24 protein-coding genes and 4 tRNA genes are annotated in these 25,172 nt (G+C 41.1%); 16 read left to right on the top strand and 12 right to left on the bottom strand.

What is annotated here, in order from left to right:
• Positions 1-3: 3 nt before the first annotated feature.
• Positions 4-1,845, bottom strand: coding sequence for a M1 family metallopeptidase (locus tag FLM47_RS14995; protein WP_178956760.1), 1,842 nt, complete (start codon positions 1,843-1,845; stop codon positions 4-6).
• A 144-nt stretch (positions 1,846-1,989) separates the two neighbouring features.
• Between FLM47_RS14995 and murB the strand changes: the two genes are divergently transcribed.
• The 8 genes from murB (at position 1,990) to tuf (ending at position 6,539) form a co-directional block, all read left to right on the top strand.
• On the top strand, positions 1,990-3,000 hold the full coding sequence (gene murB, locus FLM47_RS14990; protein WP_178956759.1) for a UDP-N-acetylmuramate dehydrogenase: 1,011 nt from the start codon (positions 1,990-1,992) through the stop codon (positions 2,998-3,000).
• Positions 2,997-3,989 carry a bifunctional biotin--[acetyl-CoA-carboxylase] ligase/biotin operon repressor BirA gene (birA, locus tag FLM47_RS14985; protein ID WP_138609568.1) on the top strand — a complete coding sequence of 331 codons (993 nt, stop codon included), beginning with the start codon at positions 2,997-2,999 and terminating at the stop codon, positions 3,987-3,989. Before murB ends, birA begins: the two co-directional genes overlap by 4 nt.
• Entirely contained in the window at positions 3,986-4,684 is a 699-nt protein-coding gene (locus tag FLM47_RS14980; protein WP_178956758.1) for a type III pantothenate kinase, read from the top strand. The genes birA and FLM47_RS14980 overlap by 4 nt, the downstream gene beginning before the upstream one ends.
• 126 nt (positions 4,685-4,810) lie before the next feature.
• Positions 4,811-4,886 (top strand) — tRNA-Thr (locus FLM47_RS14975).
• Positions 4,887-4,927: 41 nt separating this feature from the next.
• Positions 4,928-5,012 (top strand) — tRNA-Tyr (locus FLM47_RS14970).
• 46 nt (positions 5,013-5,058) lie between these two features.
• Positions 5,059-5,133: transfer RNA gene (locus FLM47_RS14965), tRNA-Gly, on the top strand.
• Between the two features lie 10 nt (positions 5,134-5,143).
• A tRNA-Thr gene (locus FLM47_RS14960) sits at positions 5,144-5,219 on the top strand.
• A gap of 135 nt (positions 5,220-5,354) precedes the next feature.
• Positions 5,355-6,539, top strand: coding sequence for an elongation factor Tu (gene tuf, locus FLM47_RS14955; protein WP_109875886.1), 1,185 nt, complete (start codon positions 5,355-5,357; stop codon positions 6,537-6,539).
• 266 nt (positions 6,540-6,805) lie between these two features.
• Here the strand turns inward: tuf and FLM47_RS14950 are convergent, their stop codons facing one another.
• The 4 genes from FLM47_RS14950 to FLM47_RS14935 form a co-directional block, all read right to left on the bottom strand.
• Positions 6,806-7,717 (bottom strand): hypothetical protein, encoded by a 912-nt coding sequence (locus FLM47_RS14950; protein ID WP_178956757.1) that lies wholly within the window; start codon positions 7,715-7,717, stop codon positions 6,806-6,808.
• 174 nt (positions 7,718-7,891) lie between these two features.
• Positions 7,892-9,082, bottom strand: coding sequence for a dipeptidase (locus FLM47_RS14945; RefSeq protein ID WP_178956756.1), 1,191 nt, complete (start codon positions 9,080-9,082; stop codon positions 7,892-7,894).
• 60 nt (positions 9,083-9,142) lie between these two features.
• Positions 9,143-9,388 carry a YheU family protein gene (locus tag FLM47_RS14940; RefSeq protein ID WP_178956755.1) on the bottom strand — a complete coding sequence of 82 codons (246 nt, stop codon included), beginning with the start codon at positions 9,386-9,388 and terminating at the stop codon, positions 9,143-9,145.
• A gap of 2 nt (positions 9,389-9,390) precedes the next feature.
• Entirely contained in the window at positions 9,391-10,377 is a 987-nt protein-coding gene (locus FLM47_RS14935) for a hydrolase (RefSeq protein WP_138608410.1), read from the bottom strand.
• Between the two features lie 588 nt (positions 10,378-10,965).
• On the opposite strand from FLM47_RS14935, the gene FLM47_RS14930 reads away from it, so the two are divergent.
• Positions 10,966-11,466: a hypothetical protein gene (locus FLM47_RS14930; RefSeq protein ID WP_010392329.1), complete on the top strand. Its 501-nt coding sequence runs from the start codon at positions 10,966-10,968 to the stop codon at positions 11,464-11,466.
• Positions 11,459-11,680, top strand: coding sequence for a helix-turn-helix transcriptional regulator (locus FLM47_RS14925; protein ID WP_010392331.1), 222 nt, complete (start codon positions 11,459-11,461; stop codon positions 11,678-11,680). Before FLM47_RS14930 ends, FLM47_RS14925 begins: the two co-directional genes overlap by 8 nt.
• A gap of 97 nt (positions 11,681-11,777) precedes the next feature.
• Here FLM47_RS14925 and FLM47_RS14920 read toward each other — a convergent pair whose 3' ends face one another.
• Together FLM47_RS14920 and FLM47_RS14915 are read right to left on the bottom strand one after the other, a co-directional pair.
• On the bottom strand, positions 11,778-12,194 hold the full coding sequence (locus tag FLM47_RS14920; protein ID WP_010392333.1) for a TIGR02444 family protein: 417 nt from the start codon (positions 12,192-12,194) through the stop codon (positions 11,778-11,780).
• Positions 12,181-14,100, bottom strand: coding sequence for an ATP-binding cassette domain-containing protein (locus tag FLM47_RS14915; RefSeq protein WP_178956754.1), 1,920 nt, complete (start codon positions 14,098-14,100; stop codon positions 12,181-12,183). The genes FLM47_RS14920 and FLM47_RS14915 overlap by 14 nt, the downstream gene beginning before the upstream one ends.
• Before the next feature lie 132 nt (positions 14,101-14,232).
• On the opposite strand from FLM47_RS14915, the gene FLM47_RS14910 reads away from it, so the two are divergent.
• Complete coding sequence (locus FLM47_RS14910) at positions 14,233-14,436, top strand: YheV family putative zinc ribbon protein (protein ID WP_008114218.1); 204 nt, start codon at positions 14,233-14,235, stop codon at positions 14,434-14,436.
• 17 nt (positions 14,437-14,453) lie between these two features.
• Here the strand turns inward: FLM47_RS14910 and FLM47_RS14905 are convergent, their stop codons facing one another.
• Complete coding sequence (locus FLM47_RS14905; protein WP_008465625.1) at positions 14,454-14,669, bottom strand: SlyX family protein; 216 nt, start codon at positions 14,667-14,669, stop codon at positions 14,454-14,456.
• Positions 14,656-15,654: a WD40 repeat domain-containing protein gene (locus FLM47_RS14900; RefSeq protein ID WP_178956753.1), complete on the bottom strand. Its 999-nt coding sequence runs from the start codon at positions 15,652-15,654 to the stop codon at positions 14,656-14,658. Before FLM47_RS14900 ends, FLM47_RS14905 begins: the two co-directional genes overlap by 14 nt.
• A 195-nt stretch (positions 15,655-15,849) precedes the next feature.
• Between FLM47_RS14900 and fkpA the strand changes: the two genes are divergently transcribed.
• Positions 15,850-16,602 carry an FKBP-type peptidyl-prolyl cis-trans isomerase gene (gene fkpA / locus FLM47_RS14895; protein WP_138608400.1) on the top strand — a complete coding sequence of 251 codons (753 nt, stop codon included), beginning with the start codon at positions 15,850-15,852 and terminating at the stop codon, positions 16,600-16,602.
• Positions 16,603-16,661: 59 nt separating this feature from the next.
• Here fkpA and rsd read toward each other — a convergent pair whose 3' ends face one another.
• Entirely contained in the window at positions 16,662-17,132 is a 471-nt protein-coding gene (rsd, locus tag FLM47_RS14890) for a sigma D regulator (RefSeq protein WP_138608398.1), read from the bottom strand.
• Between the two features lie 504 nt (positions 17,133-17,636).
• Between rsd and hemE the strand changes: the two genes are divergently transcribed.
• The gene (hemE, locus tag FLM47_RS14885) at positions 17,637-18,701 is read left to right on the top strand and encodes a uroporphyrinogen decarboxylase (RefSeq protein ID WP_008114207.1); all 1,065 of its coding nucleotides are present in this window, start codon (positions 17,637-17,639) and stop codon (positions 18,699-18,701) included.
• Between the two features lie 69 nt (positions 18,702-18,770).
• Here hemE and sthA read toward each other — a convergent pair whose 3' ends face one another.
• Together sthA and FLM47_RS14875 are read right to left on the bottom strand one after the other, a co-directional pair.
• Complete coding sequence (gene sthA, locus FLM47_RS14880) at positions 18,771-20,201, bottom strand: Si-specific NAD(P)(+) transhydrogenase (RefSeq protein WP_008114205.1); 1,431 nt, start codon at positions 20,199-20,201, stop codon at positions 18,771-18,773.
• A 13-nt stretch (positions 20,202-20,214) separates the two neighbouring features.
• Complete coding sequence (locus tag FLM47_RS14875) at positions 20,215-21,348, bottom strand: fatty acid desaturase (protein ID WP_008114204.1); 1,134 nt, start codon at positions 21,346-21,348, stop codon at positions 20,215-20,217.
• Between the two features lie 130 nt (positions 21,349-21,478).
• Between FLM47_RS14875 and fabR the strand changes: the two genes are divergently transcribed.
• The 3 genes from fabR (at position 21,479) to leuB (ending at position 25,120) form a co-directional block, all read left to right on the top strand.
• Entirely contained in the window at positions 21,479-22,096 is a 618-nt protein-coding gene (gene fabR, locus FLM47_RS14870) for an HTH-type transcriptional repressor FabR (protein ID WP_008114202.1), read from the top strand.
• 397 nt (positions 22,097-22,493) lie between these two features.
• Positions 22,494-24,047 (top strand): 2-isopropylmalate synthase, encoded by a 1,554-nt coding sequence (gene leuA / locus FLM47_RS14865; protein WP_010392352.1) that lies wholly within the window; start codon positions 22,494-22,496, stop codon positions 24,045-24,047.
• Positions 24,044-25,120, top strand: a complete 1,077-nt coding sequence (gene leuB / locus FLM47_RS14860; protein WP_055012752.1) for a 3-isopropylmalate dehydrogenase — start codon at positions 24,044-24,046, stop codon at positions 25,118-25,120. Before leuA ends, leuB begins: the two co-directional genes overlap by 4 nt.
• Positions 25,121-25,172 lie beyond the last annotated feature (52 nt).

The following is a 25,172-nucleotide window of genomic DNA, read 5'->3' as shown; positions in this document are numbered from 1 at the left end:
ACGCTATTTAAATAATGCGTCAATGGTACCTTGTGCCAGTGGGTGATAACCCGGACGTGCTTTTAAGTATACGCTTTGTGCCCAATCTTTTTTACCATTGGTAATAAGCGCTTTATAAAGCGGCACGATAAGCTTACGACGACCAATACCCGATAAATGCTTATCAAGCGCAGGGTAAATCGGTTGGTAACCATTACCTACTGCTAGCATGTACCATGCAAACGCACGTTCTGCGTTGGTTGATTGGGTTAAGTTAAACTCGCCGTCTAATTCAGTCATTTTTTCAATGCTTAAATCGCGCGGTAAGTTGTTTAAAAAGTGTAGCCACTCATGCACAGTCCAATTTGCAGTGGGTAATTGTGCGGCAGTTGTATCCCCTTTTAACCAGCTCGCTGTTACAGTATCGACTTTATCGAACGCGTCAGAGGTTGGGTTAGGTGCATCACTTGGTAAACCGGGCTGAAAAATCCACTCGTTTACTTTATCCATGCTCACTACGCCTGGATACTTTTCAATTAAGTTAGCTTTGATGTAAGAAACAAATTGCGCAGTGGTTAGCGATTTAAATGCAAACTCATTAAAATAGGTCTTAACAAAGTCATCAAACTTATCACGGCCGTATTTTTCTTCTAGGTAAATTAAAAATAGCTGACCTTTTGTGTAAGGCACTGAGCTAAACGCATCATCCGGATCACGGCCATTTAGTTTTAAATTAAGGCGTGTATCTGGGGCATCAATGGTTTTAAGTTGCGCACGTAGGCCAGCTGCATCAAGTGCTTGTTCCATAACAGCACGGTCACGCCCAAATACCTCTTCCATAATGCGGTTTTCAACGTAAGAGGTAAAACCTTCGTTTAACCATAAATCTTCCCATGTAGCGTTCGTCACTAAGTTGCCAGACCAAGAATGTGCAAGTTCATGCGCAATCAGATTAACTAAGCTTTTATCGCCAGCAACAACCGTAGGCGTAATAAATGATAAGCGTGGGTTTTCCATACCACCAAACGGAAAGCTAGGTGGTAGCATAAGTAAATCATAACGACCCCATGCATAGTCGCCGTACATGGCATTGGTTTTGTCGATCATCGCTTGGGTGTCATTAAATTCAGCAACCGAGGCGTCTAAAATAGTCGGCTCTGCAAAAATACCAGTTTGCTTAGACATGGCCTTAAATTCTAAGTTACCTGCACCAATTGCAATTAAGTAAGGTGAAATAGCTTGTGGCATAGTGAAGTGGTAATCACCATCTTTATAAAGAGCATCTTTATTATCAGCACTCATTACTGCACGAATATCCTCAGGGGTATGAATGCGCGCATTATAAGTTACACGCATTGCTGGGGTGTCTTGCACTGGGATCCAACTACGTGCATGAATCGCTTGTGACTGGCTATACATAAACGGGTGAGTTTTACTGGCAGTTTGCTCTGGCGTTAACCACTGTAAGCCAGACGCTTCTGGGCGGCTGTTATAGTAAATACGAACTTTTTGTGCTTGATTTTTAAAGGTAATAGTTAGTTTTGAGCCTTTAACATCATCGCGGTTAGCAAGGTTGAAACTAGCTTTATGCCAATTACCATTTGCCGTTTGATACATCACTTTATCAATATCAAGGTCACGGGTATCAAGTACTAGCTTTTTACTGTTGGCATTTTGCCACTGTAGCGTATGCTCAACAAAACCTTCCAATTGCTTATCAGCAAAGTCGATGTCTAAATCAAGGTTTAAATGCGTGGTGATAACATCATCAAGGTTGGCGTAGGAATTTTGATCAATAGCGCTGGCCATTGCTTGCGAGCACATACCTGCCATAGCTAGGCTTAAAAAAAGAGGTTTGATTTTCATAATTACCTTGAGTACAAATAAAAAAAGTGCAGGTTTTATATCATGATTGCTGCAGTGGGTTGAACAATTTTTACAAGCTGATGCGCAATTTGCGACGATGAGTTAAACTAGAGCGATTAATTTCTGCTACCTTTAGAGGGCTTTGTGCCGCACTCATTACAACCCTTACATACATTTGCATTAAGTAGCCAATGCCAAAATTTTGTCGAGATTACCGACTCAGCGCAGCTTAAAAGTCAGTGCTTTAAAGTCCCTTTTTGTTTGTTGGGTGAGGGCAGCAATACTATTTTTTTAAATGACTATGCAGGCACGGTCATTAAAATGGCAACCCAAGGCATTACTATAACTGAGCGCTCGCATGACTTTTTAGTTAGTGTAGCTGCCGGTGAAAATTGGCATCAATTAGTGACTTACTTGCTGGAGCAAGGTATCGCGGGGTTTGAAAATTTAGCCCTCATACCTGGTACAGTCGGTGCTGCACCAGTACAAAATATTGGTGCCTATGGCGTAGAAATAGCTCAGTTTATTGAAGCTGTTGACTATTTTGATATTGATAGCGGTAGCTTTAAATCTTTAACTAATCAGCAATGTCACTTTGCTTATCGTGAATCGGTATTTAAACACGCGCTAAAAAATAAAGCAGTGATCACCCAAGTGCACTTTAAGTTGTCCAAAATATGGCAGCCAGTACTCAGTTATGGCCCGCTACAACAACTAAAAAACCCGACGCCACAGCAAGTGTGCGCACAAGTGATACAAACGCGTAACAGCAAACTCCCAAATCCCTATAAGCTGGCTAATGCGGGCAGTTTTTTTAAGAACCCTATTATCACCAATAGTGAATTAGCGCAGTTAATTACGACATATCCTGAGGTACCTCATTACCCGCATGGTGCCGGTCACCATAAAGTGGCTGCAGGGTGGTTAATAGAGCAAGCGGGATTGAAGGGATATAAAATTGCAGGTATAGAAGTGCATCAACAACAAGCGCTGGTACTAGTTAATCATGGTAATAGTACAGGGGATGATTTAATTAATATGATTGCTCACATTCAGGATATTGTTTTAACACGTTACAACATAAGTTTAGAACATGAAGTGCGGTTAATTGATCAACACAATGAATGCCATATCTCTTTGGAGCAATCAGTATGAAGGCACCTGATGGAAACAAGCTGGCTATTTTAAATGCACTGAATGAAGGTGGGTTCGTCTCTGGGCAAGCACTAGGCGATGAATTAGGAATAAGTCGCGCGGCGGTAAGTAAGCATATTCAAAGCTTACAGGCTATGGGCTTAGATGTATTTAAAGTTACAGGTAAAGGCTATTGCTTAAATAACCAAGTAGGTTTACTTAATCAGCAAAGCATACAGCAGCACTATGCTGAGTTAGGCGCTAATACCGCGAATATTGAAGTGCAACCACTGATTGATTCAACCAACAGCGAGTTAATGCGCCGCATTCAAGCTAAAGCAGCACTAAAATCGGGTACCGTGATTGTAGCCGAAATGCAGCAAGCAGGGCGGGGGCGTCGAGGCCGAGTATGGCAATCACCCTTTGGTGCAAACTTATACTACAGTTATTTTTGGCGCTTAGATGATGGTTTACAAGCCGCGATGGGCGTATCGATTGCTGTTGGTTTAGCGGTGTATGATGCGATAAAAGCACTTTATGGTATTGAAGTAGAGCTTAAATGGCCAAACGACATTTATATAAACAAACAAAAACTCGCAGGTGTCTTGGTAGAATTAGATGGGCAGCCACAAGGGCCATGTCAGTTGGTAATAGGGATTGGTATTAATTTAAATATGCCACAAAGTGCCAGTCAGTACATTGACCAAGCGTGGACCGATTTAAGTCAGCACACCCAGCAGCTAGATAAAAATCAACTAGTAGCTTCATTAACTTATTGTTTAGAGCAACGCTTAGCGCAATATCGTGAGAATGGCTTACAAACTATGTATCAACAATGGAATGCATTAAATGCATTTGCTGGTCAGCAGGTAGAGCTTAATACCGGACATCGAAGTTGGTGTGGCATTTGTGAAGGTATAGATGCGCACGGTGGTGTACGTATTCGCCAAGACGGTGAAGTGAAAAGTTATTATGGCGGTGAGATTTCATTAAGAAAGGCGCAAGCATGAGATTACTCATTGATGTAGGTAATACCTCACTCAAAGCTGTATTGTGGCAAGGTGGGCAAATACAGCCATGCGATACTAATAATATTCCATGGCTGCAAATTACGGTTGTTGTATACGCTTGTGTGGGCCGTAGTGAATTACTTAAGCAGCTATTAGAAAAAGCCCAAGCACAAAATATCGATTGCTTTGAGGCTACGGTTAGTCATGAACTAGGTACGTTACATTGCGCGTATCAACAAGTGGGTAATTTGGGTATAGATAGATGGTTGGCGCTCATTAGTGGCTACACGCTTTACCCTAATACGGCCGCAATTGTTGTTGATGCAGGCACGGCAACGACTATAGACGTCCTTAATATTGATGGGCAGCACTTAGGTGGTTGGATATTACCAGGGCTTGATTTAATGACTGCCTCACTCACCCAAAATACTCAGCGCGTATTTGATGATGCAAACACGCCATTTGCTAATGAGCTTGGCAAAAATACCCCTAACGGATTAAAAAATGGCGCTTTAGTGGCAACTATTGGCGCAATTGAACAAGCAAAGCTGCATTTGAATACAAAAAATAGCCTTTTAATTTTTGCTGGTGGTTATGGTCAGCTATTACAAGGGCATTTTTCAGACAGTATTTTCGACCCAATGCTAGTGATGAAAGGCTTAAATTACTGGTATGAGTTAGCTAAAAAGAGTTAAAAACAACAAAAAAACTGCTTTTTGCGCGAATAGTGAGCGTTTGAAGCATAAAATCACATTTTTTTTAATTTTTTGGTTGCATCCCAATAAACCTTACTCTAGAATCTCGCCCCGTACTAAAGCAGTGCCGACTTAGCTCAGCTGGTAGAGCAACTGACTTGTAATCAGTAGGTCAACCGTTCGACTCGGTTAGTCGGCACCACTTTCCTTTTACCGGAAGTGCTTAGTATAAAGAATTATCGTGGAGGGGTTCCCGAGCGGCCAAAGGGATCAGACTGTAAATCTGACGGCTCAGCCTTCGCTGGTTCGAATCCAGCTCCCTCCACCACTTTATTCTAGACGGTTAGAGGTAGTTTAAGAACAGGTTCCTTAAAGCGGGCATCGTATAATGGCTATTACCTCAGCCTTCCAAGCTGATGATGCGGGTTCGATTCCCGCTGCCCGCTCCAATTTGATGATGCTGATATAGCTCAGTTGGTAGAGCGCACCCTTGGTAAGGGTGAGGTCGGCAGTTCAAATCTGCCTATCAGCACCAGTCAATTGAATCTCCTTAAACACTTCCTTTATCTGTCAGAAAAAACTATTTGAAATTTGAAAAAATTAACTTAATCTACCTATGGTGGATTATTTTCATATGTAATCTAGATACACAAAACTGATAGGTTCCGTCATGGCAAAAGAAAAGTTTGAACGCGTAAAACCGCACGTAAACGTTGGTACAATCGGCCACGTTGACCACGGTAAAACTACACTAACTGCAGCAATCACTAACGTACTTGCAAAAGTATACGGCGGTGTTGCTAAAGATTTCGCATCAATCGATAACGCTCCAGAAGAGCGCGAGCGTGGTATCACAATCTCAACTTCTCACGTTGAGTACGATACACCTACTCGTCACTACGCACACGTAGATTGTCCTGGTCACGCCGATTATGTTAAAAACATGATCACTGGTGCTGCTCAAATGGACGGCGCTATCTTAGTAGTTGCTGCGACTGACGGTCCTATGCCACAAACTCGTGAGCACATCCTACTTTCTCGCCAAGTTGGCGTTCCTTACATCGTTGTATTCATGAACAAATGTGACATGGTTGATGATGAAGAGCTACTTGAGCTAGTAGAAATGGAAGTTCGTGAACTTCTTTCTGAATACGACTTCCCAGGTGATGACTTACCACTAATTCAAGGTTCTGCACTTAAAGCACTTGAAGGCGAAGAGCAATGGGAAGCTAAAATCGTAGAGCTTGCAGAAGCACTAGATTCTTACATTCCAGAGCCAGAGCGTGACATCGATAAGCCATTCATCATGCCTATCGAAGACGTTTTCTCAATCCAAGGTCGTGGTACTGTTGTAACTGGCCGTGTTGAAGCTGGTATCATCAACGTGAATGACGAAGTTGAAATCGTTGGTATCAAAGAGACTACTAAGTCTACTTGTACTGGTGTTGAGATGTTCCGTAAGCTTCTTGACGAAGGTCGTGCTGGTGAGAACATTGGTGCACTTCTACGTGGTACTAAGCGTGAAGACGTTGAACGTGGTCAAGTACTAGCTAAGCCTGGTTCAATCAACCCACACACAACATTCACTTCAGAAGTATACGTACTTTCTAAAGATGAAGGTGGTCGTCATACTCCATTCTTCAAAGGTTACCGTCCACAGTTCTACTTCCGTACAACTGACGTAACAGGTGACGTACAGTTACCAGAAGGCGTAGAAATGGTAATGCCTGGTGATAACGTTAAGATGACAGTAACTCTAATCGCGCCAATCGCGATGGACGAAGGTCTTCGCTTCGCTATCCGTGAAGGTGGCCGTACTGTTGGTGCTGGTGTTGTTGCAACTATCGTTGAGTAATCAACAGCTGTAATGCATTAAGCATTAAAAAAACCCGAGCTTAGTCTCGGGTTTTTTAATGCCTTCAATTTAGAGAATAAAGCATAAAGGTGGCTCTCTTACCTTAGGCGTAGGTGCTTTGTAGCAATGATCGTAGAGTAATCATCAGTTGTAATGTATTAAGCATTAGTAAAACTCGAGCTAAGTCTCGGTTTTTTTAATGTCTGTGGTAAAGTGTAAGTATTAATTTTATTACTGTAACAGAGCAGGAAAATGAACTTAATCAGTTAGTAACCAGCATTCTTACGTAACTCATCAAGCATATCTTGGTTACCCATCATTTCGTCAAGCGTTGCCCTGACTGCATTGCCAGAGCTATTGTCATAAACTGAAAGTAGATGCTGCGCCATTTGCTTCGTATAGCCATCTTGCTTATTTTGAGCTTGGTAGTATTGCGCCATTAACCCTTGTGCAGCTAAGCGACGGATATAATCATTCGTGTCTCGCTCTAACAAGTTTGTAAATTGTTCTGCAAGGCGGTAATCAAGTACCGGTGTTTGAGTTGTTAACTCAACAGCTTGAATTTTAAATTTTTCGTCACTACTGTTGTTCGCTAAATTTAAAATGTTACCTACTACTTCATAGTCATACTCAGGCATAGTAGATTTATTTAGAATATACATATTCATTTGCAGTTGGCTAAGTGCAGATAATCTATCTAAATCTGCCATGCTTGGATCTAAAGTTTGCTCTCTTAATTGAGAGTTTATTTGTTTAGCATAATCTGGTTCTGATTTGATCCTTAAATCATAGTCTTCTGGTAAATCTGCATAAAAACCATAAAGAGGATTTTGCTCGCGCAGTTCCTCAGCTTCTTGCTGCTGCTTTTCCTCAAGTACGTTAAGAACAAGTTCCTTAAATTCGTCGGTATCTTGTTCTTGATAAGAGCCATTAGCGTGTAGTTTTAAGTTAGCTAATTGGCGTTGTAGCGAACTTACTTTCTTGCTTAGTTCGTCAATTAAGGCTTCATTTGATTGCTGGTATTCTGTAGGAGTACTAATAGAAACTGTGGGGCTTAGCTGTTGCTGCTTGGGTTTATTAAGCGAACTTGGCTGATTTTTAAAAAATGTTCCGTAGCATGAAATTACCAAGGCAAGTGTTGCTATAGTAATCGCAATAGTTCCTTTGTTTATAGTCATAAAATAATCTGCCTCTAAAATGGGTAATTTATCTGTTTTCGAAATATAAGTCTGTTAAAAAGTGTGTTAAATGAAGATGAAATATACGGATTAATTAAGAAGGCGGGGCGTGAGTGGCGAAATACGGTGTTTTAAGTGGCTAAAAGCGCTAGACCTAAGCCTAGCGCATAAAGCTTAATGCGATTTTGCGTATTGCTCAGCTTGCTTCCATACTCTTAGTGTATTGCCGCTTAAAATCTTTTTAATATCGGTATCGCTGTAACCTCTGTCCATCAAACCTTGAACTAGGTTAGGGTAGCTAGATACATCTTTTAAGCCGATAGGCAGTGAGTCACCTACACCGTCGTAATCAGAGCCAATACCAACATGATCGATACCAATTAGCTTCACAACGTGATCAATATGATCAAGCACTTGCTCAAGGCTAGCAAATGGGAATGGATTTTTAGCGCGGTACATAGCATCAAAATCTTTAGCTACTTTTTTGCCTTCTTCAGTAATTGTTTGCTTTTTACTTTTGAATTGATCGTACCAACTTCCGGCTTTTGAAGTAACAAAACTTGAGCCAAAGTTAATTTGAATCACACCACCGTTCTTTTTAAGGGCTAACAGCATGTCGTCATTCATATTACGCTCAAAACCAGGCGTATATTTACGTAGTGAAGAGTGTGATGCAATAACGGGTGTGTTAGACAATTCCATTACTTGATAAAATGCATCGTCCGAAATATGCGATACATCAATCAGCATGCCGATGTTATTCATCTCTTTTACTAGCTCTTTACCGAATGGACTTAAGCCTTTCCACTTGCGACGAATATCGTATGATGAGTCAGAAATATGATTGCTTTGCGAGTGAGCTAGGGTGATGTAACGTACGCCACGATCAAAAAAGTGTTGTAGGTTTTTCATTTCGCCCTCGATAGGCGACCCGTTTTCCATGCCCATGGCGATTGATATTTTATTGTCCTTGAACTGTTGCTCAATGTCTTGTGTTGAGTCAGCAATGGCAAACTTATCTGGAGCACGAAACGCAATCGCTTCCATACCATCAATTAATTGATTCGCTAATTGGAAGCTTTTTCCTTTGCCTTCAAACTCTAAATGAGCAGGAATATAAATCGACATAAATGGCGCGTTTAAACCGCCTTTTACTGCACGAGGGTAATCAAAATCACCGCCCTCAGTGGCTTTAGTTACATCCGCCCATTTATCATGAATGCGGTAAGGTACATCAATGTGAGTGTCGATTAAAATGGTATCGTGAGCAAGCTTAATTGCTTTATCTGAAGGGGTTATTTCAGCGCTGACTGCGCCGGTTAATGCAATCGACATTGCAGCAACTAGTGAGCTTAGTTTTATCATTTATAATGGCTCTTTGAGTTAAAAAAACCATTGTCTATTTTTACGTCGTGTCTGACAAGTTTACTCGTCGAGTTGCGCTTCACTTTGCAGTGCTTTGAATTCACTTTTAGAGATTATGGTGACCGATTCGTGCAGTTCAGAGAAAAACACCATAGCTTCGCCGCTTTTTAATTGCTGATTTACTTGCGCCACTTTACTTTCAATACTGAATTCTTGTTCGCCATAATCTGTGCCTTCACGCAGTACATAGCTTTCAATTAGGTTGTACAGTGTGTCTTTATCAAGTTGTTCAAAAGGAATAATCATAGTCACTCTTTATCGGTGTTATTAAATACACATTGCTTAAAATAATCAGGCACCACTTGCTCTAACCAATACACCGGTTTAAACGGGTTGTTACCGCTAATAAAACCAACGTGGCCGCCTTTTTCAGAGATACGCAGCGTAACATGCTCACTTACATCCTGACTACTTGGAACCGCTTTAATCGACAGCATAGGGTCGTCTTTGGCATGGATAATTAGTGTAGGTGTCGCAATATCTTTTAAGTACGGCATCGCACTGGCTTTTTTGTAGTAATCGTGTGCATTCTCAAAGCCATGCAACGGTGCTGTAAGCTGGTTATCGAACTCTAATAAATCGTCAATTTCCATTAATTGATCAGTGGTGATCGGTATCTGTTGTTTAATTTGCGGTAATTTACGTTGCATCGACTTTTTCATTCGATCGAGCAAATATTTTTGATAAATTTTACCTAAGCTTTTACGAATAACATCACTAGATGATGATAAATCATAGGGCGCAGATATCACGGCAGCTGCGTTAAGCGGGCAGTGAATGTTTTCTTCGCCTAAATACTTAGCGAGTACATTACCACCCAATGAAAAACCCACCGCTACAATAGGGCGATTTGGAAATTGTTGTTTTAAATGATTTATAAAAAAAGCTAAATCGGCGGTGTCGCCACTATGGTAGGCTCTGGGTAAGCGGTTTACTTCGGTTGAGCAGTTTCTAAAGTGCATCAATGCGACAGCAAAGCCTTGCTTTTTTAATGCCTTCATCATGCCTTTGGCATAAAAACTGTTTATGTTGCCTTCAAGCCCATGAAGTACCACTGCGAGTGGTGCTTTTTCGTTATGCGGAAGTGACCAAGCAAGCTCAATAAAGTCTCCGTCGGGCGTATCAAGTTGCGCAAGTTCGTAGCGAGTATGATGAAAAGGGCGGAAAAAACGCGGTATTATGGTTTGAACGTGTCGGTTGGTCATCCACCATGCGGGTTTGAACTTAGGGATCATGTCTGTACTACGCACTTTGCAATTAACGAAGCGCTAGTGTAGCAAATTTTTTATATTTAAAAATAAAAAGCGCCTAATCAGTAAACTAATAAGGCGCTTTGTGCGTCGTGCTTAATGCTGTTCTTTAATGTCTGCATCGTGTACTTTTTTCATGAAAAAATACACAAAGAAGAGGCATAAACTAATAACGACGCCTAAAAATCCAAATGATAAAAATAGTACTGGGTCGCTAAAAAAATCTCTAAAGAATACGTCCATAATTGCCTCCTGATGTCTATGAGGTAATCATAGGCTGGCTCAGTGGTACTTGATATGATCCAGATCAAGCTATTTTACAGATTATAAAATGGGCAATGCAGATGTTGATTTTGATCAATAAAGTTAAGTCGATTTTGCACTTTTTAGTAAATTATCTGCGATTTTTTAATCACTTTTATAATAAAGATGGTCAGCAAAGTTCAGCTTTGAATAACCGTTGCTTTGTTTTAGGTTAAATAAAATAAACCTGGTGTTAAATATATTTGACATGGCTAAAAAGTGAACTTATAGTTTAAAAGTCAAAAATATTTTACTTGGAGTTAGCTTTATATGACTCGTTCAGAGCACTTTAAAGAACTTTTACAAAGCATAAGTTTTAGAGAACTGACGCTGAGTATCGATTTACTGGTAAGCGTGTACATATCTTACTTTTATGTAAACAGCCTAATGAATGCGAGTACGCAGCAGCTTAGTTCTGTTTCTTGGTTATCTGGCTTATTGCTACAGGTGCTAATTTATTCTGTGATACTTATAGTATTGAGCTATTTATTACTTACATTTATCAGTGATAATGAATTAAATCAGCCACCTGATGTGAGAGAAAAGCAAATAAATTTAGTGGGTTATAAATATAAGGCCATAATCTTACAGGCGGGAATTTGTGTTGCTATTTTTCAATATCAAATTGAAGCTAATAACTGGGGCCCAGCTATCGAATATAATATTCCATATTTACCAATGCATATCATGGTAGGCGCTTTTTTGATTGCCGAAATAGTCAATTACATAGCGCAGCTTTATAAAGGCAGAACGGGTGATATCTATGAGTGAGTATGCAATAACTAACTCTATTCGAACATTACGCTTTTTACGCGATGAAATGACGCAAAAGCAGTTAGCAGATGCTATTGGCGTAACGCGGCAAACGGTAATGGCAATTGAGGCAAATAAATATTCACCCACTTTAGAGGTGGCTTTTAAAATTTCTTTAGTTTTTAACTTACCTTTAGAAGAGGTATTTCAATACAAAACTAAAGATATATAGCTTGGTGTATAAAAGTAAACCAAAGTAACCATGTATATAAAAGCTAAAATTCATAATATAAATGGCGTTATGATCTGATGAAATTAATAGTGAAAAATTATGACAAATATTTATCGCTGTTATTGGGCGTTGCACAAGGTGTTAAATTCATACTATTAACTTCATCAATCAATATTATTTGTTGCTGCTTTTCTAATTTTAGCTCGGCACCGAGAAGTGCTTTTCGAATTGCGGCGTAATCTGTAATCTCGGCTTGATTGGCTTTTAAGTAGGCACGTGTGGCTCGTAGAGGCTTCAATGCCAGCTTATCAAACTCACTAATTGATTGTTCAAGCTTGTTTAGCTGTGTTTGGTTAATAGCTAGATTGAGAGAATCTAAGTAATACAGCAACAAGCATAGGTTGACGTTTTTACCTAGCTGGTTTTGATAATCCAACAGGCGCGTTTGCATGTCACCTTTGCTATAAAGGTTACATGCAAACTGCCAAAAATCGTTGCTTTTAAGCAAGTTCATCGGCGAATGCCTGCTCTTTTTGTTCCATTTCTTCAAGGGCCATAAGTAGCTCTTCTTCAACATCGTTAAGCTTAGGCGTGAGTGTGGCTTGTTTAGTAATTAACTCTTTAAGCTTGCCTTTATTTTCGTCGTTATAGAGAGTGTTATCGCCTAGCGCCTCTTCAACGTCAGCTAGTTCTGCAGCAAATTTATCTAATTGCTTTTCAAGTTTTTCAATTTGCTTTTTCAGCGGCTGAATCGCTTTTCTAAACTCGGCTTCTAAGCGCTTTTGCTCTTTACGGTTAACTTGTGAATGGGCTTTTGGCTCTTCGTAGGTGTCGTTTTTAGCGGCTTCTTTATTAGCATTAAGCAGCCACTGATAATATGCATCTAGGTCGTAGCCAAATTGGGTGACCTCGCCATTATCAACTAAATAAAATTCATCGGCGGTATTTTTAAGCATATGACGGTCATGCGATACCGTGACCATAGCGCCTTCAAAGCCTTGTAATGCCATAACTAAAGCGTGGCGCATTTCTAAATCAAGGTGGTTGGTTGGCTCATCGAGTAGTAGTAAATTTGGTTTTTGATAAACCAACATAGCCAGTACTAAACGGGCTTTTTCACCGCCTGAAAACGGTGCTACAGGGTCGAGTGCTTTATCGCCTACAAAGGCAAAACCGCCTAAAAAGTCACGCAATGATTGTTCGCTGGCTTTTGGGTTTAAGCGTTGCAGGTGGGTGACGGCACTGGCTTTTAAATCTAGAGACTCCAGTTGATGCTGCGCAAAGTAGCCAATGTTTAAGCCTTGATGCTGAAACACTTCACCTGCTTGAGGTTGTAAGTCACCTGATAGTAATTTAATCAGTGTTGATTTACCTGCGCCATTTCTGCCAAGTAGTGCAATACGGCTGCCTGGTACTAAGTTCAGCTTAATACTGTTTAAAATGGTGACATCGCCATAACCGGCTTTGGCTTTGTCGAGTGTCAATAGCGGATTGGGCAGAGCGGTTGGCTCGGCAAATTCAAAATCAAATGGCGAGTCAACGTGTGCTGGGGCAAGTTTTTCCATTCGCTCTAGCGCTTTAACACGGCTTTGTGCCTGTTTGGCTTTGCTAGCTTTGGCTTTAAAGCGGGTAATGAACTGCTCAAGATGCGCTATTTGTTCTTGTTGTTTTTCAAACATGGCTTGCTGCTGCAATAGGCGCTCAGCTTTTTGGCGTTCAAACTGCGAGTAGTTACCTTTGTACACATTAATAAGTTGTTTATCTATATGCCAAATTTGATCAACCACAGCATCTAAAAACTCACGATCATGAGAAATAAGTACTAGCGTGCCGGTGTAGGCACGTAAAAAACGCTCGAGCCAATACACGGCATCTAAATCTAGGTGGTTTGTTGGCTCATCCAGTAATAGTAAGTCGGCATCGCGAATAAGCGCTTGGGCTAAGTTTAAGCGCATGCGCCAACCACCCGAAAATGCACTAACCGGGTTTTCTATTTGATTATTAGCAAAGCCTAAACCATGTAAAAGCTCACCTGCCTTGGCTTCTATGCTATAGCCTTTAATGTTTTCAAGCTGAATATGCACTTTAGCTTGAGTGTCGCCATCGTTATTTTGCTCGGCTTCACGCAGCGCAATTCGTAGCGCATAATATTCAGGGTGGCCTTGCAGTACGTAATCTATGGCGCTTATTTCAAGGGCGGGGGTTTCTTGCTTTACCGAGGCCAGTGACCAATCTTTAGGAATACTGTAATTACCGCCATCTAACGAAAGCTCAGACTTTAATAAACTAAATAGCGTTGACTTACCACAGCCATTGGCACCAACAAGGCCTACTTTGTGCTCTGGAAATAATGTAGCCGATGCATTTTTTAATAAAGCTTTGCCACCGCGAAGCAGTTCTATTTCTGAGATTTGGATCATAAATACGTTACTTTACTGTGCCTTGATTGAATTGCCGCCATTATAACACGGATCTTATTAGCCATATCAATCGTATCAAGTAGGCAAATATTGCGATAAAATAACGTCAGTCAAAATGGTAGGAAAAGCGAAGTGAAACATAAAAAACGATTTATTGCTGGAGCAACGTGTCCTGAGTGTAAAACCATGGATATGTTAATGCTTTACAAAGAGCACGACGTAGAAAAAGTTGAATGTATGCAGTGTGGCCATAAAATGGCTCAACCAGAGCAGGCTGTGCAGGCATCAACACGCCAATTTGAACAGATCATTGGCGTGTTTAATCCAGGCGATTAGTGCCTTGTTAGTGCTGCTTAATAATGCGGCGGCGGTGGCTCTGGCATATTCGACATCATAGGCTGTGATGACTGCGACTCTTTAAGTTTTTCAGCCAGCAACTCGGTTTGGCGCTTTATTTTTGCCAACTGTTGCTGGTGAACTTTTATTTCATCATTTAAAATTTCAATCGTTTCGTCTTGAAAAGCCACTTTAGCCTCAAGTTCCATTAACCGATGTTCAATTGTGTTCATTTGGTTCTCGTATAATAAAGCGCTCAGCGATTCCGCTTGAGCTTTCAGTTAACAATGATTTACCGTTATCTGTAAATGTCACATCAAGTACCACTGCCGATTTTGGCCTACTGCCTTCTCTTGGGGTCACTTGCCATGTTTGAATTTTTTCACCACTGTTTAGCTGCCATAAATCCACCTGTTTGTTCGGTGAACCGGTTGCTAATAAAGTGCCTTGGTCGTTAAAGCGCACCGCAGTAAAAATTTTCTGACGCGCAATATACTTTAGTTTACTAACAAGGTCACCTGTAGTCAGCTTCCATACATTTGCTTGTGCCATACTGTCGGCGGTAAAAGCATAACGTCCTTGAGGATCTAAAGCGACTCGGGTTACTCGGGTTGGGTGATTAAAGCGATGAATAACTTGTCCACTTTGGGTATCCCATAAGTAGGCCACATAATCGTTTGAGCCGCTCAATGCATAGCGCCCATTAGGTGATAGGTCTACGGTGTTTACTTTATCTTGATGGCCTAAAAATTCAATGCGTCTGCCTGTGTTAAGGTTTATAAATACTACAACGCCATCGCTGCGCCCGTACACAACACTGTTGCCTTGGTTACTAATGGCAATATCGCGGATGCTGGCTTTTTGTATTTTATAAAAGCCTTTATTTTTGCCTGTGGCAATATCCCAAACGGCGAAGGTGGTTTTTTCGGCGGTAACAGCCACGCTATTATCAAAAGCAATGGCTACAGCGTAAACAAGGCTGTCTTGCGCTTGTTGTTGAAACCATTGGTATTTAAGGGCTTGCTGTTGATTATCCCAAAGTGCGACCCCATGATTGATAGAAGACACTAAGCTGTATTGACCATCATGCGAGAGTGCGGATGAGAAAGCACCTTGTGCCGTGTGCTCAAAACTAGCCACTGCTTGTTGTTTTTCATCACTACATGCAATTGTTAATAAACAGCAGGTAGCAACTAAAAAAGTACGAAATAACGACATATTACAGGTATTTCCTCTTAACTCTTCGTGACTGAGAGGTTAGACTAGGTTGCGAAAAACGCCTAGGTTGTTTGTCTAATCACTGGATATGTTTTTAGTTTAGCTATTAAACAAGCAGCCTACCATGTAGGCCGTTAATCTTTAACTAGTAATATTACAATAAATGACAACTGCAAAGTGTGTCGGAGATTTAAAATGAGAAAGACGATTAAATTGTCATTGATTGCAGCGTCAGTTTTAGCGCTTACAGCTTGTAATCAAGAAGCAAAAAAAGAGCAAGCAGACGTTAAACTAGATACTGTAGCGCAACAACAAGCTTACGGTATTGGGGCATCTGTAGGTAACTTTTTAAATAAAGACCTAGCGGATAAAAAAGAAATTGGTATCGAATTAGATCAAGCATTATTAATGCGTGGTTTTGAAGATGCACTTGCCGGTAATGCTAAAATTGACGAAGAAAAAATTCGTGAAGTATTAACAGCATTAGATGAGTCAGTGCGCACTAAACAAGAAGAAAAAGCAAAGGTTGAGTCTGAAAAAAGCAAAGTTGAGGGTGAAAAATACCTAGCTGAGAATGCTAACAAAGAAGGCGTAATGGTTACTGAGTCTGGTTTACAGTACGAAGTATTGAGCCAAGGCGAAGGCGCTAAGCCAGTAGCGACTGACGTGGTTAAAGTACATTATAAAGGTACTCTTTTAGACGGTACTGAATTTGATAGCTCTTATTCACGTAACGAGCCAACAACTTTCCCACTAAACCGTGTTATTCCTGGTTGGACTGAAGGCTTACAGCTTATGCCTGTAGGTTCTAAGTACAAATTTACCATTCCTTCAGACCTTGCTTACGGTGACCGTGATTTAGGTAAAATTCCTGCTAATTCAACACTTATTTTTGAAGTTGAGTTATTAGAAATTCAAAATGATGCAGAAGCTGCCGCTGCAGAATAAGTATTTATATAAAACAAAAAAGGGACCTAGGTCCCTTTTTTATTGCACTGAATAACTGATTAATCTGCGTGATTAGAATATAAGTTATCAATTAACTCATCTTCAAGTGCAAAGCGCGCTTCCAGTGCTTCACCCATTACCGATAGGTCATTATCAAATCCTACTAATAAATCTTCAGCGTCTACTTCAGCGTATTTATCGTTAAAATCCAGAGCAATGTCTGTGGTATCTGAAATACGTGGGTATATAGTATTTGCCAGTTGTTGGCTTTCTAGGCCTTTCTTTTCGCAAGCTTTAGCAATATCGTCGTACACTTCAAAGTGCCCAGCCGATAGATAATCCATCAATATTTGGCAAAAAGCTTGAATTTGAGACGGTTCAGGCAAAGACTGATCTTTTTTCTCGTAAGGTGAAAAGCCTGCAATTTTACAGTAAAGTACAATCAGCTCTTGGCGTTCGTTTAACCAATTGTCGATGACCGTATGGCTACCCCCCCACTTTTGTTGAGCTTTTTCTACACGCTTCAGCATAATTCTTCTCCTAAGCTGGGTTGGATTTTAAATTGGTAATAAAGTTTCTATCATCCAAGATATATTTAATTGGCGTGTATATCAACAAGTAAAATAGATGTAGTACCACAGAGGGTTTTGTTTACGGGTATAAGTTGTAAGTATTTATTGCAGGAAAGAAAAAACCACCAATTACGGTGGTTTAATTTCTTTATTGGACTTGTTTAAACAAGCATTCTTATTTTTATTAGAGATTTTTATTATTTTTATATTAACGATTATTGTTATTGTTATGTTAACGCGGGAGTAACAATATCAAGCTTTTATAAATGTTGCAAATAGTTTAATGAAAAGTTTTTATTATTAACGTTTACTTGATTGTTTTGTGTACAAAACGAAATGAAAACAAAAAATCACTTGATCTGGTGCTACTCTGTGGCGATTTAATCGCTTAGCGATAGAGGGGGGGCAAATATGGTGGTACAATCTTGCACAATTTCTAAAAGCCCTAGGACTCTATACGCTATGAGCGAATTAAAAAACGACCGTTATTTACGTGCCCTTGCCAAGCAACCTGTTGATGTCACGCCAGTATGGATGATGCGTCAAGCTGGACGTTATTTACCTGAATACCGTGCTACACGTGCACAAGCGGGCGATTTTATGAGCCTGTGTAGAAATGCTGAGTTAGCCTGTGAAGTAACATTACAGCCTCTGCGTCGTTACCCATTAGATGCCGCTATTTTATTTAGTGATATTTTAACTATTCCAGATGCAATGGGATTAGGCTTGTACTTTGAAACGGGTGAAGGCCCTAAGTTTGAACGCCCAATTTCATCATTAGCCGATGTTAAAAAAATTCCTAAACTTGATCCTACCGATGAGCTTGGCTATGTAATGAATGCTGTAAGCACTATTCGTCGTGAGCTTAAAGGTGAAGTGCCATTAATTGGTTTCTCGGGTTCACCTTGGACACTTGCAACTTATATGGTTGAAGGCGGAAGTAGTAAGGTTTTTGGTAAAATCAAAAAAATGGCATTTGCTGAGCCACAAACACTGCATTTACTACTTGATAAGCTAGCTGATTCAGTGATTGATTACTTAAACGCGCAAGTTAAAGCGGGTGCACAATCACTGATGATATTTGACTCGTGGGGCGGTGTATTGAGCCCGCGTGACTACAATGAGTTTTCACTACAGTATATGCATAAAATCGTTGATGGTTTAATTCGCGAAAATGATGGCCGTAAAGTACCGGTTACCTTGTTCACTAAAAATGGTGGCCAATGGATTGAGGCAATTGCAGCAACAGGTTGTGATGCAGTAGGCCTAGATTGGACTATTAATATTGGTGATGCAAAACGTCGTGTTGGCGATAAAGTGGCGCTACAAGGCAATATGGACCCTTCAATGCTACACGGCACGCCAGATCGTATTCGCCAAGAAGTGGGTACGATTTTAGAAGACTTTGGCACTGGCAATGGTCATGTATTTAACTTAGGGCATGGTATTACACCAGATGTTGACCCAGAAAATGCGGGTGTATTTATTAACGCTGTGCATGAGCTAAGTGCGCAATATCATAAGTAAGTTATGAACTAACAATAAAAAGCCCGCTAATTAGCGGGCTTTTTTGTGCAAACTATTTTACTTAAGCACTTATTTAAACAAGCGGTTTAAGCCATTTAATGCCGCAACTCGATAAGCTTCTGCCATTGTTGGGTAGTTAAACGTAGTATTTACAAAGTAGTCGATGGTATTGCCACCATTTTTTTGTTCCATTATAGCTTGGCCAATGTGAACAATCTCAGAGGCACGCTCACCAAAGCAATGCACCCCAAGTACTTCCTTGGTTTCTGTATGGAACAATATTTTTAAACTACCCACATCGGTACCTGCAATTTGTGCACGTGCTAAGTGTTTAAATTGCGCACGTCCCACTTCGTACGGTACTTTTGCGGCAGTTAATTGCTGCTCTGTTTTACCTACTGAACTCATTTCAGGAATAGTATAAATACCGGCTGGGATATCAATAATCAGCTTTTCATCGCAGTTACCACAAGCGATGGCATCTGCTGCAATTCGACCTTGGTCAAAGGCAGCACTAGCAAGGCTTGGGTAGCCAATAACATCGCCTACCGCATATACGTTGTCTATTTCTGTTTGGTAGGTTTCGTTTACTTTTACTTGTCCGCGGCTATCTGCTTTTAAGCCAATTGCTTCTAAATTCAATGTATCAGTATTACCAGTACGGCCATTGGCAAATAAAATACAGTCAGCCTTTACACGTTTACCCGATTTTAAATGCATAACAACACAGTCATCGCGGGTTTCAATGCGATCAAATTCTTCGTTATGACGAATAACAATGCCACTATTCCAAAAGTGATAGCTAAGCGCATCAGATATTTCAGCATCCATAAACGCAAGTAGGCGATCGCGAGTATTTACTAAATCAACCTTTGCACCTAGCCCTTTGAAGATAGATGCGTATTCACAACCAATTACACCCGCGCCGTATATAAGTACGCGATGCGGGTCGTGTTCAAGGCCTAAAATTGTGTCACTTTCATAAATACGCGAATGGGTGAAATCAACACCTGGTGGGCGATAAGGTCGTGAGCCGGTAGCAATAACAATAGTTTGTGCAGTTAGGCGTTCAGTTGAACCGTCATTACGTCTAATTTCAATAGTGTGCTTATCAACAAAGCTAGCATCGCCTTGAAACATATGAATGCGATTACGATCGTAAAAGCTGCTGCGTAAGTTTGATTGCTTTGAAATTACCGAACTGGCATGGCGCAAAATATCAGGAAAAGTAAGTCTTACTGGGCGCTCGCCTACGTTAAACAAAGGGTTTGCTTTGTATTCAATGTAGCGACTAACCGAATGACGAAGTGCCTTTGAAGGAATGGTTCCCCAGTGAACACAACCACCACCAACAGCAGTTTGACGTTCAATAACCGCTACTTTTTTGTTGCTTTTAGAGAGGTTCATAGCGGTCCCTTCACCGCCAGGACCCGTGCCAATAATGATTGCATCATATTGGTAGCTCACGGGTACTTTTTTCTTTTCTGGTTGTTTGGCCACAGCCACTCCTATTTTAACTAAAAGAGGCTTTTAATAACCTCGCATTAAGTGCTAGCCATGCCTGCTTTTGTGTTTCCCAGGCGGCTTCAAGCTCGTGATATTGTGCCATTAATGCCGACTTTTCACACTGCTTTGCCATATTATTTTTTTTAGCTTCCAACACTTGTTTTTGTAATGAGCAATAATTTTGCAGCTTTTTAAGCAGCAAATCGTACTCTTGTTGTAATAATGTAAGCTTATCTTGCGCTAAAGGCAATTTTGCAAGACGACCTTGTGTTTTACTCATTAAGGTTTCTGCTTTAGCTTTTTCAATGCGCTCAACCGGTGTGCGCTTTAATTTACTCGCTAAACCAATGGCTGCGAGTGAGCGGATCATCCATTTTGTTGGGTCGTAATGAAACCATTTAATGCCATTGCGGTAATCGCTGGCAAAAATATGATGGAAGTTATGATAACCCTCACCGTAGGTAAACAGTGCTAAAAAGCCATTGTCTCTCGCGGTATTTTTTTCAGTGTAAGGACGTGAACCCCAAATATGTGCTACTGAGTTAATAAAAAAGGTAAAGTGCTGACTCAGCACTAAACGCAATAAGCCTGCTAACAGTAACATGCCCCATACATCACCAAGCATTAAGCCGAGTACTAGCGGTAAACCAACATTCATGGCAATTACCAATTTTAAGTAATGCTTGTGCTGCCACATAACAATTTTATTTCGCTGTAAATCACGACAGTTGCTGTAATCATCGTAGCTGTCGCCTTGGTAGTCGCGAAGCATCCAGCCAATGTGACTGTACCAAAAGCCATTAGTGGCGGCATAAGGGTCTTTAACTGGGTCATCAACTTGACCATGGTGAATTCGATGATCGCTGCTCCAATGCAGCGCACTATTTTGTAGCGCAAAAGCACCACCAAGGGCAAAAATAAATTCAACCGCAGGGTGTGCGTTATAGGTTTTATGTGCCCATAAACGGTGGTAGCCCGCGGTGATCGATAATCCCGCAAAAAACATGCAAGCTACAAAAGCAACCCACTGCGTGCCTGTAAAGCCATAGTTAAACCCATACCAAGGTACAAGTGTAATAGCAGCCAAAAACGTCAGGCTAAAGAAAAGGACGTTGGTCCATATAATTGGTGGTTTTTTCATGTTTATCATTTCTCAGCGTACAACTGTAAGCTAAAATAATATTTCAATCTGCTGCCGTCAAGTATTAGACTGTACTATTAGCTATTTTTTTAATTAAAAATTTATTACAAACTCACTCAGGGAGCTGTTGATGTCGGGTGTTAGAGCACAACAGAAACAAAAAACACGACAAGCATTAATTGAAGCTGCATTTAATCAGCTTAGTGCTGATCATAGCTTTTCTAATTTAAGCTTGCGTGAGGTTGCACGCGAAGCAGGTATTGCGCCTACCTCTTTTTATCGTCACTTTAAAGATATGAACGAGTTGGGCTTAACCATGGTTGATGAAGCGGGTTTAACCCTACGCCAGCTGATGCGCCAAGCACGCAGACGAATAGCCAGTGGTGGCAGTGTAATCAACACCTCTGTGGTTACTTTTATGGAGTTTATTGATAACTCAAGCAATCAGTTTAGACTTTTGTTGCGTGAACGTTCAGGTACCTCAAAAGCATTTAGAGCAGCAGTGGCGCGTGAAGTGAAACACTTTATTTTAGAGCTCGCACATTATTTAGAAAGTGAAACCCCCTGCGATGCTATTCATGCGTATATTCAGGCAGAAGCCATGGTTACTTTGGTATTTAATGCAGGCGCTGAAGCGCTTGATATTGAAGGTCAGCAACGCGATGAACTGATAGAGCGAGTTATATGGCAGTTACGTTATATTACGCGCGGCGCGTCAAATTACGTACGTGCTGAAAATAAAGAATAGATATTAAAAAAAGTTAAAATAAGCGCTGTATTTTACAGCGCTTATTAATTTAAGCCTGCTCCAGGTTTAAATTGGATGTTTTATTCTGTTTACAAGTTTTATTTGAATTTTAAATCCCCAGAAAGTCCCCTTTAATTATTTGTTTGGTATTTTTATGCTTGCGCCAACTGCGTTGCAATGATAAAAATAAGCCTCATTGGACACACACACAAGAAAACAGATGCAAACTATTCGCTTAATTACACTAAACCTAAACCTCTTACTGCTGTGGCAAGTGAGCGGGGATTAGTGTGTTTGCATTGAGTTAAACATTAAAAACCCCGCAACCGCGGGGTTTTTTTTATCTCGCTGTAGGGATAAATCGAAATTTGGGTAACACAGCAATTGAGGGGCAGCTATGCAACAGCAAGATAAAGTATGGATTTTTGATACCACCTTACGTGATGGTGAGCAGGCACTAAAAGCAAGCCTAACAGAAGACGATAAAGTTCAACTGGCGCATACCATTAGCCGCTTAAATGTGGATGTAATGGAAGTGGGGTTTCCGGTGTCGAGCCCAGCTGACTTTCGCTCAGTGCAACGTATTGCCACCGAGGTGAAAGGCCCTATTATTTGTGGCTTAGCTCGCTCGGTTGCCAAAGATATCGAGGCCTGTGGCGATGCGCTGCGCGCTGCACAGCAAAGTCGTATTCATACTTTTATTGCCACCAGCCCGCTTCATCTTGAACACAAGTTGCGTATGAGCCTTGATGATGCAACTGCAATGGCTGTTAAATCTATTAAATTAGCGCGTAACTATACCGATGATGTTGAGTTTTCCTGTGAAGATGCTGGGCGTACACCGCATTGGGATTTATGCAAAATTGTTGAACAAGCAATTAACGCCGGTGCATCAACAATTAATTTGCCAGATACAGTCGGTTTTGTAACTCCAGATGAATACGCAGCAATGATCCGTCATTTAATGAATAACGTGCCAAATATAGATAAAGCGCGTTTAAGTGTGCATTGCCACAACGATTTAGGTTTAGCCGTTGCCAACTCCGTGGCCGCAGTGCAAGCCGGTGCACGCCAAATTGAATGCACCATTAATGGTATAGGTGAGCGTGCGGGGAACTGTTCACTTGAAGAAGTGGCAATGATTATGAAAATGCGCAAAGACCACTTAAACGTATATACCGACATAAAAAGCGAAGAAATTTATCGCGCTTCTCGCCAGGTAGCCAAAATTTGTAATATGCCGGTACAGCCAAATAAAGCGATTGTTGGCGAAAATGCGTTTGCTCACAGCTCAGGTATTCATCAAGACGGTGTATTAAAAGCGCAAAACACTTATGAAATTATGTCACCAGAAAGTGTTGGCGTACCAAGTAATCAGTTAAACATGACCTCACGCTCAGGCCGCCATGTTATAGAACACCGCTTAGAAGAATTAGGCTATCAAAAATCAGATTACGACATGGATAGCTTATACCAAAGTTTCGTTGCGCTGGCTGACCAAAAAGGCACAGTATACGACTATGACCTAGAGGCAATGATTTACTTTAATCAAATTAACGATAAAGACGAAAAGTATCAGTTAGAGTTTGTTAACTCTGCGTCTAATTCACAATCTGTGGCCAGCTCAACCATAGGCTTGCTGATTGATGGCGAAGCAAAACAAGAAGCGGCCACAGGTAATGGCCCTGTTGAAGCTTCGTTTGCTGCTATTGAGCGCTTAACAGGTATGAGTGTTGAAATGATTGAATACAATTTAGAGGCAACTGGCCAAGGCGCCAGCTCATTAGGGCAAGTGAATATTATTGCTAAATATGATGGTCGTCCCTATCACGGTGCTGGTATTGCGGCCGATGTGGTCGAAGCCTCTGTTCGAGCTATGGTTCGGGTTTATAACTTAATTTATCGAGCACAAAAAGTGTCTGATTTAAAACAACAAAGGAAAGCAGGATGAGTAAAACACATTACAGCGTTGCCGTATTAGCAGGCGACGGTATTGGCCCAGAAGTTATGGCAGCTGCAGAGCAAGTACTTGACGCAGTCAGTGATAAATTTGGTTTTACTTTGAACCGTGAGCATCACGCGATTGGCGGCGCAGCCATTGATGAATTTGGCAAAGCACTTCCTGATACAACTTTAAAAGCCTGTGAAAACGCCGATGCTATTTTATTTGGTTCAGTGGGCGGTCCTAAGTGGGAAAACTTGCCACCGAATGAGCAGCCAGAGCGCGCGTCATTGTTACCACTACGCAAACATTTTGGTTTGTTTTGTAACTTACGCCCTGCTCAATTGTTACCCGCATTGAGCGCTGCATCACCACTTCGTGCTGATATTAGCGAAAAAGGCTTTGATATTTTGTGTGTGCGTGAGCTAACCGGCGGTATTTATTTTGGTGAAAAAGGTCGCAGTGGCGAAGGTGCTGAAGAAGCGGCATTTGACACCCAAACATACTCGCGTAAAGAAATTGAGCGTATTGCACGTTTTGCTTTTGAGGCCGCTAAATTGCGCAGCAATCATGTAACCTCGGTTGATAAAGCCAATGTACTGGCATCAAGTGTACTGTGGCGTGAAGTAGTCACCGAAGTGAGTAAAGAGTTTCCTGAGGTGAGCTTAGATTATATTTATGTAGATAATGCAGCGATGCAGCTAGTTAAACAGCCTAGCCAGTTTGATGTATTACTGTGCGATAACTTATTTGGCGACATTTTATCTGACGAATGCGCGATGATCACCGGCTCAATGGGGCTATTACCTTCGGCTAGCTTAAATCAATCAGGCTTTGGCTTGTATGAACCCGCGGGTGGCTCAGCGCCCGATATCGCCGGAAAAGGGGTTGCTAACCCTATTGCACAAATTTTAAGTGCCGCATTAATGTTACGTTATTCGTTAGGACAAGATGAAGCGGCTCGCACCATTGAAAAAGCAGTTGCAGAGGCGGTTGAAGCGGGTGTGGGGACACCTGATATTTATCCGCAGGGCGGCTATACCACCACCGATGTTGCAGCGGCTATTGTTTCACGCATTTAACTATTAAAGCCACAGCACCGTTAGGCTGTGGCTCAATCAGATCAGGGAGTTA

This window comes from Pseudoalteromonas sp. Scap06 (assembly GCF_013394165.1).
GTDB lineage: Bacteria > Pseudomonadota > Gammaproteobacteria > Enterobacterales > Alteromonadaceae > Pseudoalteromonas.
Note: the sequence above shows the minus strand (reverse complement) of the source record. Positions and strands in the feature narration are given on the sequence as shown.

Bases quoted from the DNA above. Each gene is read 5' to 3' on its own strand.
- FLM47_RS14995 (WP_178956760.1), bottom strand. From the start codon at position 1,845: ATGAAAATCAAACCTCTTTTTTTAAGCCTAGCTATGGCAGGTATGTGC.
- birA (WP_138609568.1), top strand. From the start codon at position 2,997: ATGAAGGCACCTGATGGAAACAAGCTGGCTATTTTAAATGCACTGAAT.
- FLM47_RS14980 (WP_178956758.1), top strand. From the start codon at position 3,986: ATGAGATTACTCATTGATGTAGGTAATACCTCACTCAAAGCTGTATTG.
- tuf (WP_109875886.1), top strand. From the start codon at position 5,355: ATGGCAAAAGAAAAGTTTGAACGCGTAAAACCGCACGTAAACGTTGGT.
- FLM47_RS14950 (WP_178956757.1), bottom strand. From the start codon at position 7,717: ATGACTATAAACAAAGGAACTATTGCGATTACTATAGCAACACTTGCC.
- FLM47_RS14945 (WP_178956756.1), bottom strand. From the start codon at position 9,082: ATGATAAAACTAAGCTCACTAGTTGCTGCAATGTCGATTGCATTAACC.
- FLM47_RS14940 (WP_178956755.1), bottom strand. From the start codon at position 9,388: ATGATTATTCCTTTTGAACAACTTGATAAAGACACACTGTACAACCTA.
- FLM47_RS14935 (WP_138608410.1), bottom strand. From the start codon at position 10,377: ATGATCCCTAAGTTCAAACCCGCATGGTGGATGACCAACCGACACGTT.
- FLM47_RS14930 (WP_010392329.1), top strand. From the start codon at position 10,966: ATGACTCGTTCAGAGCACTTTAAAGAACTTTTACAAAGCATAAGTTTT.
- FLM47_RS14925 (WP_010392331.1), top strand. From the start codon at position 11,459: ATGAGTGAGTATGCAATAACTAACTCTATTCGAACATTACGCTTTTTA.
- FLM47_RS14920 (WP_010392333.1), bottom strand. From the start codon at position 12,194: ATGAACTTGCTTAAAAGCAACGATTTTTGGCAGTTTGCATGTAACCTT.
- FLM47_RS14915 (WP_178956754.1), bottom strand. From the start codon at position 14,100: ATGATCCAAATCTCAGAAATAGAACTGCTTCGCGGTGGCAAAGCTTTA.
- FLM47_RS14905 (WP_008465625.1), bottom strand. From the start codon at position 14,669: ATGAACACAATTGAACATCGGTTAATGGAACTTGAGGCTAAAGTGGCT.
- FLM47_RS14900 (WP_178956753.1), bottom strand. From the start codon at position 15,654: ATGTCGTTATTTCGTACTTTTTTAGTTGCTACCTGCTGTTTATTAACA.
- fkpA (WP_138608400.1), top strand. From the start codon at position 15,850: ATGAGAAAGACGATTAAATTGTCATTGATTGCAGCGTCAGTTTTAGCG.
- rsd (WP_138608398.1), bottom strand. From the start codon at position 17,132: ATGCTGAAGCGTGTAGAAAAAGCTCAACAAAAGTGGGGGGGTAGCCAT.
- hemE (WP_008114207.1), top strand. From the start codon at position 17,637: ATGAGCGAATTAAAAAACGACCGTTATTTACGTGCCCTTGCCAAGCAA.
- FLM47_RS14875 (WP_008114204.1), bottom strand. From the start codon at position 21,348: ATGAAAAAACCACCAATTATATGGACCAACGTCCTTTTCTTTAGCCTG.
- fabR (WP_008114202.1), top strand. From the start codon at position 21,479: ATGTCGGGTGTTAGAGCACAACAGAAACAAAAAACACGACAAGCATTA.
- leuA (WP_010392352.1), top strand. From the start codon at position 22,494: ATGCAACAGCAAGATAAAGTATGGATTTTTGATACCACCTTACGTGAT.
- leuB (WP_055012752.1), top strand. From the start codon at position 24,044: ATGAGTAAAACACATTACAGCGTTGCCGTATTAGCAGGCGACGGTATT.